Annotated in this window: 10 protein-coding genes, 1 tRNA gene and 1 pseudogene; all 12 read right to left on the bottom strand. The window is 68.9% G+C overall.

The genetic code is table 11. From position 1 onward, the window contains the following. Positions 1 to 164 precede the first annotated feature (164 nt). Positions 165 to 1,271 (bottom strand): NAD(P)/FAD-dependent oxidoreductase, encoded by a 1,107-nt coding sequence (locus tag DCO49_RS17645; RefSeq protein WP_116865107.1) that lies wholly within the window; start codon positions 1,269 to 1,271, stop codon positions 165 to 167. 138 nt (positions 1,272 to 1,409) lie between these two features. After that, positions 1,410 to 1,485 (bottom strand) — tRNA-Gly (locus DCO49_RS17640). A 156-nt stretch (positions 1,486 to 1,641) separates the two neighbouring features. Next, complete coding sequence (pgsA, locus tag DCO49_RS17635) at positions 1,642 to 2,268, bottom strand: CDP-diacylglycerol--glycerol-3-phosphate 3-phosphatidyltransferase (RefSeq protein WP_079221387.1); 627 nt, start codon at positions 2,266 to 2,268, stop codon at positions 1,642 to 1,644. Between the two features lie 17 nt (positions 2,269 to 2,285). Next, a complete protein-coding gene (uvrC, locus tag DCO49_RS17630) occupies positions 2,286 to 4,130 on the bottom strand; it encodes an excinuclease ABC subunit UvrC (RefSeq protein WP_116865106.1) in 1,845 nt (614 codons plus the stop codon). Further along, positions 4,127 to 5,539: a hypothetical protein gene (locus DCO49_RS17625; RefSeq protein ID WP_116865105.1), complete on the bottom strand. Its 1,413-nt coding sequence runs from the start codon at positions 5,537 to 5,539 to the stop codon at positions 4,127 to 4,129. The genes uvrC and DCO49_RS17625 overlap by 4 nt, the downstream gene beginning before the upstream one ends. Beyond that, a complete protein-coding gene (locus DCO49_RS17620; RefSeq protein WP_116865104.1) occupies positions 5,536 to 6,024 on the bottom strand; it encodes a low molecular weight protein-tyrosine-phosphatase in 489 nt (162 codons plus the stop codon). The genes DCO49_RS17625 and DCO49_RS17620 overlap by 4 nt, the downstream gene beginning before the upstream one ends. Then, positions 6,021 to 6,794: a 3-deoxy-manno-octulosonate cytidylyltransferase gene (gene kdsB / locus DCO49_RS17615; RefSeq protein WP_116865103.1), complete on the bottom strand. Its 774-nt coding sequence runs from the start codon at positions 6,792 to 6,794 to the stop codon at positions 6,021 to 6,023. Before kdsB ends, DCO49_RS17620 begins: the two co-directional genes overlap by 4 nt. Positions 6,795 to 6,869: 75 nt before the next feature. Continuing rightward, on the bottom strand, positions 6,870 to 7,889 hold the full coding sequence (gene lpxK / locus DCO49_RS17610) for a tetraacyldisaccharide 4'-kinase (protein WP_116865102.1): 1,020 nt from the start codon (positions 7,887 to 7,889) through the stop codon (positions 6,870 to 6,872). After that, positions 7,889 to 9,637, bottom strand: coding sequence for a lipid A export permease/ATP-binding protein MsbA (gene msbA / locus DCO49_RS17605; RefSeq protein WP_116865101.1), 1,749 nt, complete (start codon positions 9,635 to 9,637; stop codon positions 7,889 to 7,891). The genes lpxK and msbA overlap by 1 nt, the downstream gene beginning before the upstream one ends. Next, positions 9,634 to 10,056 carry a biopolymer transporter ExbD gene (locus tag DCO49_RS17600; RefSeq protein WP_108768413.1) on the bottom strand — a complete coding sequence of 141 codons (423 nt, stop codon included), beginning with the start codon at positions 10,054 to 10,056 and terminating at the stop codon, positions 9,634 to 9,636. The genes msbA and DCO49_RS17600 overlap by 4 nt, the downstream gene beginning before the upstream one ends. A 3-nt stretch (positions 10,057 to 10,059) precedes the next feature. Continuing rightward, entirely contained in the window at positions 10,060 to 10,722 is a 663-nt protein-coding gene (locus DCO49_RS17595; protein ID WP_116865100.1) for a MotA/TolQ/ExbB proton channel family protein, read from the bottom strand. 3 nt (positions 10,723 to 10,725) lie between these two features. After that, positions 10,726 to 11,230 (bottom strand): annotated as a pseudogene (locus DCO49_RS17590) (DNA internalization-related competence protein ComEC/Rec2); the annotation flags it as partial.

Genomic DNA, 11,230 nt, shown 5'->3' with positions numbered 1-11,230 from the left:
CTCGAACTCGCGACCTCAACCTTGGCAAGGTTGCGCTCTACCAACTGAGCTATTCCCGCAGATTCCGTTCGACCTGCGTCGAAGGAGCGCTATTGTGTCGATATTGCTGCACGGCGTCAACCGGATTTTTCGGGTCGTCTGCACCGCGTCGTTCAGCTTGGCGGTCAGGCCCGCACCCCGCGCCGGTGGAAGTAGATCTGCTCGGCCACGCGCCGCGTCGCGGCGGTGCGCAGCAGCGCGTTGAGCGGCCAGTCCTGCTGCAGATGGTCCATCGCCCAGCGCAGCAGGCGCTTGCGCCGGAAGGCCGGTGCCACCCGCCGCGCCACCTGTTCGGCGGCGGGGCCCTGGCCACGCAGGTGCAGGCCGATGGCATCGCCGACCGCCCAGCCGTGCCGCCACGACGAGTGGATGCCGCCGGCCGACAGCGGCGAGACGATGCCGGCCGCATCACCGGTCAGGACCAGGCGATGGCCGGTGATCGGCCCATCCGGCAGGCCACAGGGCACCAGCCCGGCGCGGGTGGATGACGGCTGCAATGACGGTGCGATGCCGACGGTATCGCGCACGTGCTTGATGAAGCCATCGATGTCCGGCACCCGCGCCTGCATCGGATCATGGCGCAGGGCGAGCCCGACCTGCACGCCCGTGGGATTCTGCGCGACCCAGCCGATATAGCCCGGAGCGTAACGCTTGCTGACGAAGCAGTGCAGCGCATCGCCCTGCGGCAATTGCAGGCCATCAAACTCGCGCTCGATGCCATAGAGATTGTCGCGCACCTGGCCCAGGCCGGTACGCCGGGCCACGCGTGATCGCGCGCCATCGGCACCGACCAGATAGGCGCACCGCCCTGCCCCTTCCACCTGCCAGCCATCACCATCGGCCTCGGCATTGGTGAAGGACTGCTGCAGGCGCAGATCCACGCCGCTGGCACGCAGTTCGTCGGCCAGCCAGCGCATCAGATTCGGGGTGTCGGTGGTGAGGAAGTAGTACCCGGGCGCGGCCAGCTGCACGCTGCGCAGGTTCGGCGCGTACAGCCGCACGCGCGCGACATGCTGCACCAGATGCTCGGGCATGCGACCCAGCCAGGTCTGCTCCATCGCCTCCTTCACCACGATGCCGGTGGTGTGCAGGCGCTCGCCGGGATCGGACTTGCGCTCCAGCACGCAGACGCGCAGGCCGTACTGCGCGGCGGCCAACGCGCAGGCAGCGCCGGCGAAACTTGCGCCGACGATGACCAGATCGTGGTCGTAGGCAGAGGACATGTGGGGCATCGCGGCATCACCGGCTGGAACGGTGTTGCCGCTTCGCCGGCGTGCGTGGCGGGGCGATGGGGTGGCGGTGAAGTGGGGATGAAGCGGCCGAAGACGCAAACGAAAAACGCTCCCTTGCGGGAGCGTTCTTCTTGAATCTGGAGCGGGAAACGAGACTCGAACTCGCGACCTCAACCTTGGCAAGGTTGCGCTCTACCAACTGAGCTATTCCCGCTTGGGAGGCGAAATTCTACCTGTTCTGAAAATGGCGTCAAGCGGTTTTTCAGTGGTATTCCGCGCCGGTCTGGCAGGGCGCATCCACGCATGGCGTGGATGGCTGCGACCGTGGGGTCAGAGCCCTTTCCTGCGGAAAGGGATCCGACCCAGGGGCTCAGTTGCCCAGCTTCTTCTGACGCGAACGCTCGCGCGCGGCGCGCTCGTCTTCGCGCAGGCTCGGCCAGGCGGCATGCAGGTACTGCAGGCCCGACCACAGGGTCAGCACGGCGGCAATGGCCAGGGTCCAGTCGCCGATATGGAACACCGGCGGGCCCATCCATATGTCATTGACCGGCACGTTCGGTGCCACCGAATACAGCAGGCACAGCAGCGCGACCATCTGTGCGGTGGTCTTGACCTTGCCGATCATGGCCACGCGCACCTTGGCGCGCTGGCCCAGCTCGGCCATCCACTCGCGCAGCGCCGACACCGCGATTTCGCGGCCGACGATTACCGCCGCCCAGAACGCCATCCACGGCGTCGGGTGGCCCTGCACGATCAGGAACAGCGCCACGGCCACCATCAGCTTGTCCGCCACCGGATCGAGGAAGGCGCCGAACGCCGATTCCAGCTTGTACCGACGGGCGATCCAGCCATCGAGCCAGTCGGTGATCGCGGCCAGGCCGAAGATCGCCGCGGACGCGAAATTGGTCCAGGTGTAGGGCAGGTAGAACACCAGCACCAGCACCGGGATCATCACGATCCGCAACAACGTCAGCCAGGTGGGCAGGGTCAACTTCATGCGGCTTGCTTCTCTCTCTACTCGGCCGGGTCAGGCGGGGCCAACCCGTGCAGGTTAGCGTAGATGCGTGCAGCGAGGGCGTCATTGATGCCCTCGACCTTGGCGATTTCGGCTTCACCGGCGGCTTTGAGGCCGACCAGGCCACCGAAATGCTTTAGCAGGCTGGCGCGCCGGCGCGGGCCGATACCGGGAATATCTTCCAGCTTGCTGGTCATCCGGGCCTTCTGACGGCGGCCCCGATGTCCGGTGATAGCGAAGCGGTGCGCTTCGTCGCGCACCTGCTGGATGAACTGCAGCGCAGGATTGGCTGCGCCCGGGCGCAGTTCGCGGCCATCAGGCATCACCAGTGCTTCGTGGCCGGCGCGGCGCTCCACGCCCTTGGCCACGCCCACCAGCAGCACGCCTTCCACGCCCAGGTCTGCCAGGGCGGCCTGGGCCTGGGCCAGCTGGCCGGCGCCACCATCGATCAGCAGCACGTCGGGCAGCACGCCCTGCTCTTCCACGGCGCGGCGGAAGCGGCGGTCGATGGCCTGGTGCATGGCGGCGTAGTCATCGCCGGGCTCGATGCCGCTGATGTTGAAGCGGCGGTACTGCGCGCGCACCGGGCCGGCGGCATCGAACACCACGCACGACGCCACGGTGGCCTCACCCATGGTGTGGCTGATGTCGAAGCATTCGACCCGCTTGACCGGTTCGGCCAGGCCCAGCATTTCGCGCAGGGCTTCGCTGCGCGCGTGCTGCGCGTTGCGGCTGTTGAGTTCGGTGGCCAGGGTCAACTGGGCGTTGCGGCTGGCCAGCTCCAGATAGCCGGCGCGCTCGCCACGCACGTTCCACTTCAGCTGCACCTTGCGCTCGGCCGAGGCCGACAGCGCGGCCACCAGCAGGTCGGCGTCGGGAATCTGCCGGTCCAGCAGGATCTCGCGCGGCGGCTCGAATTCGATGTAGTACTGCGACACGAACGCGGCCAGCACCTCTTCCGGGCTGTCCTCGCCATTGGTTCGCGGGAAGAACGGGCGGGTGCCGAGATTGCGTCCATCGCGGAAGGCCAGCAGCAGCACGCAGGCCTGCGAGCCGTGCATGGCCACGGCCAGCACGTCCAGGTCGGCGGCGCGGCCATCCACGTACTGGCGGGTCTGCATGCTGCGCAGCGAAGCGATGAGATCACGCAGGCGCGCGGCCTTCTCGAATTCCAGCGCCTCGCTGGCGCCCTGCATCTGCTCGCCCAGCTCGCGGGTCAGCTCATCGCTCTTGCCTTCCAGGAACAGCGTGGCACGGCGCACCGATTCGGCATACTCCGGCGCCGGCACCAGGTCCACGCAGGGCGCGCTGCAGCGGCCGATCTGGTACTGCAGGCACGGCCGCGAACGGTTGCGGAACACGCTGTCCTCGCAGCTGCGCAGCTTGAACAGCTTGTGCATCAGGTTCAGCGTCTCGCGTACCGCGGTGACGCCCGGGTACGGCCCGAAGTAACGCCCGGGAATGGCGCGCGGGCCACGGTGCAGGGCGATGCGCGGCCAGTCTTCGCGGGTCAGCAGCACATGCGGGTAGGTCTTGTCGTCGCGCAGGGACACGTTGTAGCGCGGCGACAGGGATTTGATCAGCTGGTTTTCCAGCAGCAGCGCTTCGCCTTCCGAGCGGGTGACCGTCACGTCCATGCGCGCGATCTGCGAAAGCATCGACATGATGCGCGCGTTCTTCGGGCTGCCGTTGAAGTAGCTGCCGACGCGGTTGCGCAGCGCGCGCGCCTTGCCCACGTACAGCAGTGTGTCGTCGGCCGCGTACATGCGGTAGACGCCGGGTGCGGTGCTCAACTGGGCCGCGAAGGCCTTGCCGTCGAAGGCCGGGGCGGTGACGTCGGTCATTCGCTGATCGGCACTTCGCTGAGCACGCCGCTGTCGGGGTCGAAACGCAGCACCGCGTGCGCGTCGGTCTCGGCGATCCACACGGCACCGGCACCCACGGCCAGGCCGGCCGGGCCATGCAGGCGGCGCGGCAGTGGCTGGGTGACCAGGTCGCCGCCGCCCAGGCGCAGCGTGCGCAGGCGGCCGTTGCCGGTATCGGCGATCCACAGCAGGGGTGCGTCCGGGCTCAATGCAATGGCCTGCGGATACTGCAGGCTGGCCTGCCCGCGCGGGCCATCGTCGGCGCCGAAGCGCCAGGCGCCCTGCCCGACCAGGGTCTGCACGAGGTCACCGCGCAGCTGCACCGCACGGATCGACGAGCCCAGCGCATCGGCCACGTACAGTACCTGCTGCACCACTGCCAGGCCGGTGGGCTGGGCGAAGGCAGCCATGTGGCCACTGCCGTCGCGCCCGTCGATGGCACCACTGCCGGCGCGCCATTGCAGGCTGCGCAGGCCGAGGTGGAAGCTCCACAGGCGGTTGTCGCCGGCCATGGCGATATGCAGCTGGTTGTCAGCGATCGCCAGGCCGACCGGGTTGTCCAGTGCCACCTGCCGCGCCTGCGCCACCGGCCCTTCGACCGGCGTGCCGGGGCGACCGTTGCCGCACAGCGTGTCGACCTGTCCGGTCGACAGGTTGATGCGGCGCACCGCGTGGTTGCCGGTGTCGGCCACGTACAGCGACTCGCGCTCGAGCACCAGCCCCTGCGGGCGGTGGAACGCGGCTTCGGCCAGGTTGCCATCCATGAAATCAGCGGTACCCAGCCCGAACTGACGCAGCACGCGCCCGCCGTGGCTGCACTCGAGGATGCGATGGCGACCACTGTCGGCGATGTACAGGCGGTCCCGGTTGACCGCCAGGCCGGCCGGGAAACGCAGCGGATGCGGCAGTTCGGGATGCAGCTCGCTGCCCCCGCGCGATGGCGCCAGCGGCGCTCCTTCGCAGAGATCGTTCAAGGCGCGTTCCAGCTCACCGGGTGCACCCAGGCCAACCAGCCGCTGCCGTTCGCGCCCCTGCGCGTCGAGCAGGATGACGGTCGGCCAGGCCGTGACGCCGAAGCGGCGCCAGCCATCCCAGTCGGCATCGAGCAGCGCCGGCATCGATAGCCCCTGCCTGCGCAGCAGCTTCAGCGCAGCGCCGGCGTCGCGTTCGAAATCGAAGCGCGGCACATGCAGCACCAACGGCTGCAGGCGGCCCGGGTTGCGTGACAGCCATTGGCCGAACTCGGCCAGCCGCTGCATGCTCCAGGCCGATGCGGCATTGACGAACAGCAGCGCGACCGGTCGGCCACGCAGCTCGGTCAGGGTGCAGGGGGCGGCGTTGAGCCAAGTGGCAAACTCGGGCAGGTCCTGGACGGGCTGTGCGTTCATGGCCTGATTATGCCGGACTCAGCGTTATGCAACAGTCGTGCCACGGTCCGCTCTGCAGCCTGGTCGACCATCGCCCAGACCTGCTCGAAATGATCCTGGCCGCCGGTATAGGGGTCGGGGATGGCCTGCACGCCCTGCCCGCCTGACCACGGCAGGTACAGCGACAGGCGCCCGCGCTGGGCGGCCGTGGCCAGCCGCGCGGCGTCGCGCAGGTTGGCCTCGTCGGCGCAGAGGATCCAGTCGAAGCGTTCGAAATCCCCCGCCTGCAGCTGGCGCGCGCGCAGGCCGCCGATATCCACGCCGTGGCGGGCGGCGCAGGCAATGGCGCGGCGGTCAGGCGCTTCGCCTACGTGCCAGTCGCCGGTGCCGGCCGAGTCGACCTGCACCCGGTCAGCCAGCGGCGAGGCCTGCAGCCGGGCACGCAGCGCGCCTTCGGCCATCGGCGAGCGGCAGATGTTGCCCAGGCAGACGACCAGCAGGTTCATCGCGCGGCCATGGACTGCAGCAGGGCTTCGGCGCGGGCCAGGTCCTCGGGCGTGTCGATGCCCGGCGGGAAGGCTTCGGGCGAAATCGCCACGCTGATCGGGAAACCGGCTTCCAGCACGCGCAGCTGTTCCAGCGCCTCGACCTGCTCCAGCTGGCCCGGCGGCATTGCCGCGAACTGCTGCAGGAAGCCGGCACGGTAGCCGTAGATGCCGATATGGCGTAGCCAGCGATGACCTTCCGGCAAGGCGTCACGGCTGCGCGCGAAGCCATCGCGGTGCCAGGCGATCGGCGCGCGGCTGAAATACATCGCCTCGTTGCGCACGTTGCGCACCAGCTTGACCACGTTCGGGTCGAACAGGGTCTCGGCATCCTCGACGGAGGTGGCCAGGGTCGACATCGGCGCATCGCCCTCGACCAGCGCCTGTGCCACGGCACGGATGCCGGCCGCCGGGGCGAACGGTTCATCGCCCTGCAGATTGACCACCACGGTTTCGTCGGACCAGCCGGCGATACGCGCGCATTCGGCCAGGCGGTCGGTGCCGGAGGCGTGGCTGACCGCGGTCATGGCCACCTTGACCTCACCCAGCCCGTCCAGCACATCGGCGATGCGGCTGTCGTCGGTGGCCACCCATACCTCGCGGGCGCCGGCCAGCAGCGCGCGGCGTGCCACGTGCAGCACCAGCGGTTCACCGCCGAGCAGGCGGAGCGGCTTGCCCGGCAGCCGCGAGGCGGCATGGCGGGCCGGGATGGCGACAACGAATTCGGTCATGCGGGCGGTACTCGGCAGGCGCGATACAACGGGAATGCGGCCGGCGGCGGGCGATTGCAAGCGCCACGCGGCCGCTCAGTTCGGGCGCAGCTTGTCAAGGCGGTCGGTCAGGGCCACCCAGAAGGCAGCCGGCAGTTCGGCGCGCAGCGGCACCGCGTAATGCCAGTCGTTGCCGAAGGCGCGGCACTTCACCGCGTCCTTCTCGGTCATCAGCACCGGCAGCTGACTGCCGAAGGACAGGTCCTGCGGCTGGTAGACCTGGTGGTCGGCGAAGGCATGCGGCACCACGCCGATGCCGCGCGCACGCAGCATGTCGAAGAAGCGCTGCGGGTTGGCGATGCCGGCCACGGCATGCACGCGCTGGCCCGCGAAGTAGGCCAACGGGCGCGGACGCCCCCCCGGCAAGGGCTGCGCGCTGTCGATGTGCAGCGCCATCGGCCACTGGCCGAAACCGCAGGCCTGGGCGGCGGTGGCTTCATCGGCCTGGCCGAGATTGACCACGCGGAAATCACATTCGTCGGCGCGGCTGACCGGCTCGCGCAACGGCCCGGCGGGAATCATCCGGCCATTGCCGTAGCGGCGCTGCGCGTCGATGACCTCGATCTCGATGTCGCGCTGCAGCCGGTAATGCTGCAGGCCGTCGTCGCAGACGATGACATCGCAGCCGGCCGCGATCAGTGCCTTGCCGGCCGCCACGCGGTCGCTGTCCACGCGCACCGGCACGCCGGTCTTCCACGCGATCAGCACCGGTTCGTCACCGCCCAGCGCGGTGGACGTATCGGCCTCGACCCAGCGCGCCTTGTCCGCTTCTTCGCGACCGTAACCGCGACTGGCCACGCCCGGCTTCCAGCCGGCCGCGCGCAGGCGCTCGACCAGGGCGATGGTCAGCGGTGTCTTGCCGGTGCCACCGGCGGTGATGTTGCCGACCACGATGACCGGCACCGGCAGCGCATGCCGCTTGAACCAGCCCTTCCGATACAGCCGCCGGCGCAGCGCGGCCACGCCGGCATAGACCGGCGCCAGCAGCCGCATCGGCAACGGAACCGGGCTGCCGTCGTACCAGTACGGCGGGGTCTGGGTACCCTTGCCTGCCATCAGTCCTGCCTATCGCGGAACTGCATGCTGTGCAGGTGCTGGTACAGGCCACCCATTTCCAGCAGTTCCTTGTGGGTGCCACGCTCAACGATGCGGCCATGGTCCATCACCAGCACCTGGTCGGCGTGCTCGATGGTGGACAGGCGGTGCGCGATCACCAGGGTGGTGCGCTCGGGCATGAGGCGCTGCAGTGCGTCCTGCACCAGGCGTTCGGATTCGTTGTCCAGCGCAGCGGTGGCTTCGTCCAGGATCAGGATCGGCGAGTCGCGCAGGATCGCGCGTGCGATCGCCAGGCGCTGGCGCTGGCCGCCGGACAGCAGCGCGCCGTTCTCGCCCACCGGGGTCTGCAGCTGCTGCGGCATGCGCGCGATGAACTCCCAGGCATTGGCAGCTTCGGCCGCGGCACGGATCTGTTCATCGGTCGCGTCCATGCCATAGGCGATGTTGGCGGCGATGGTGTCGTCGAACAGCATGACCTTCTGCCCGACGATGGCGACCTGACGGCGCAGGTCGGCCAGCGGATAGTCATCCAACGCCACGCCATCGAGCGTGATGAGGCCACCACTGGGCTCGTAGAAGCGCGGCACCAGGCGGATCAGGCTAGTCTTGCCGCTGCCGGAACGACCGACGATGGCGGTGACGGTGCCGGGCCTGGCGACGAAGCTGATGTCATCCAGGGCGATGCCGCTGTCGGCGCGGTAGCGCAGCATGACGTGCTCGAAGGCCAGTTCGCCGCGGGCGCGCTGCAGCGGCGTACGCCCTGCGTCGCGCTCGACCGGCATGTCGATGATGCCGAACAGGCGCTCGGCGGCGGCCACGCCGCGCGAGATCGAGGTCTGCACGCTGGTCAGGCGGCGCAGCGAGGGAATGATGGCCATCATCGAGGTCATCAGGCCCATGAACTGGCCGGCGTTGAGCTTGCCGGCCAGCGCTTCGCGGGTGGACACCCAGACAATGACCGCCAGCGCCAGCGCGGCCAGGAACTGCACCACGCTGGACGCCGCAGCGCGGGTCACTTCGACCTTCATGTTCAGCGCCAGCATGCGGTTGGCCAGGCGCGAATAGCGGCTGATCTCGTGCTGCTGGGTGCCGTGCACCTTCACTTCCTGCTGAGCGGCCAGCGACTGCTCGGCGGTCTGCGCCATGGTGCCCATGCCGTCCTGGATGCCGCGGCTGATGCGCCGGTAGCGCTTGCCCACGTAGGAGACGATGGCACCGATCAGCGGCACCACCAGCAGCATGGCCAGGGTCACCTTGACGCTCATCTGCAGCATCACCACCAGCATGGCGATGATGGTCAGGGTGTCGGCCACCACGGTCTTCAGCGCGTCGGCGCTGGCCTGGGTGACCTGCTCGGTATCGAAGTTCAGGCGGCTGACCATCACCGGCGTCGCTTCGGTATCGAAATGCGAGGACGGCAGGTGCAGGTACTTCTGCAGGATCTGCTCACGCAGGTCGCGGACCACGCTGCGGCCGGTCTTGGCCAGCGTGTAGTCGCTGACCCAGGTGGCCAGGCTGCGCATCAGGAACAGGCCGAGGATGGTCAGCGGCAGGACCACCGCCATGCGTGGCTCGGGGTTGACGAAGCCGCGGTTGACCAGCGGTTCCATCAGCTTGGTGAAGTGGTAGCCGGCCAGGGCCTCGACCACCATCGCGATGACGGCGGCCACCATGAACACCCAGTAGGCCCGGGTATAGCCGAGCAGGCGTTTGTAGATCGGCCACACCGGCGCGTGATTGGAACTCATGGACGCACCTCTGGCGCTGTTGCGATTGCGATACGGCGGAAGCCGAGCTGGCCCAGCGCATCCTGCGCGGTGACCACGGCCTGGTAGGGAGTGCGCGCGTCGGCGCGCAGCAGCACGGTCTGCTCGCGGTCGGTACCGGCCACCGCAGCAATGATCTGCTTGACCGACTCGACGTCGGTGCGCAGTACTTCCTGGTCGTTGACGAAGTAGCGGCCGTCGGCGTTGATCAGCACGCTGAGCGAACGCGGCGGCTCGTTGGTCTGCTGGTCGCTGGCAGTCGGCAGCTGCACCTGCAGCGTCGAGCGCGCATCGAACGTGGTGGTGACCACGAAGAAGATGATCAGGACCAGGATGACGTCGATCAGCGGAACCAGATCGATATGCGGCTCATCCTGGGATCGGTCGTTGCCGATGCGCATCGATCAGGCCTTGGCCGTGGCAGGTGCGGCGGCACGCGGCGCCGGCGCGCCGTTCATCACGCCCGGGCGGCCGTCCAGCGTGTCCAGCAGGGCGCTGGCTTCCTGTTCCATCTCCACCACGTAGCCGTGGATGCGGCCCTTGAAGAAGCGATGGAACATCAGCGCCGGGATGGCCACGATCATGCCGGTGGCGGTGCACACCAGCGCCTTGCCGATGCCGCCGGCCAGCTGGTTCACATCACCGACGCCGTGGTCGAGGATGCCCAGGAACATCTGGATCATGCCAATGACCGTGCCGAGCAGGCCCAGCAGCGGGCCGGCCGAGGCGATGGTGCCCAGCGCGTTGAGGAAATGCTCCATGCGGTGGACCAGGTGGCGGCCGGTGTCCTCGATGCGCTCGCGGATCTGGTCGCGCGGGCGGTTGCGGGCTTCCAGCGCCGCGGCCAGCAGCGCGCCCAGCGGCGAGTTCGCCCGCAGGGTCTGCAGGTGGGCCGGGTCGAGCTTGCCGCGGGCAGCCCAGTTGCGCACTTCCTGACCGAGGCCAGGCGGCAGCACCTCATTGCGCCGCAGGGACCAGAAACGCTCCAGGACGATCGCCAAAGCCAGTACGCCCAACAGCAGCAGCGGCACCATCGGCCAGCCACCGGCCTTGACCAGTTCCCACACGTTTCAACCCTCCGGCCCAACGGCCGCTTGTTTGATCGGCGATAGGATAGCAGCCGACCGCGCCCGCTCAGCGGCATCCCACCACCGGGCCGCGTGGATACGCTGTTCACGCACCTGCAGCCCTTGTGCGCCAAGCCATACGCGGATCGCGCCGGCGTCGGCCGTGGCCAGCACCTCGGCGCCTACGGCCCGCCAGCGCAGGACTACGTCACGTTTCGGGTGGCCGAAGCGGTTCTGGTGGCCGGCCGAGACCAGCGCCACCCGGGGCGACACGGCCGACACCCAGGCCGCCGTCGAGCTGCCGCCACTGCCATGGTGCGGCACCAGCACCACGTCGGCGCGCACGGCCGCCGCCTGCGCCTGCAGCAGCTGCTGTTCGGCCCGGGCGCCGATGTCGCCGGGCAGGAGCACGACCCCGTGGGCACCGGCCACCCGCAGCACGCAGCTGGCCTCGTTGTCGCGTTCGCTGCCATCGGCCGACGGATGCAGCACCTGGAAATCCACCCCG

The organism is Stenotrophomonas sp. SPM (assembly GCF_003105135.1).
Taxonomy (GTDB): Bacteria; Pseudomonadota; Gammaproteobacteria; order Xanthomonadales; family Xanthomonadaceae; genus Stenotrophomonas.
Note: the sequence above shows the minus strand (reverse complement) of the source record. Positions and strands in the feature narration are given on the sequence as shown.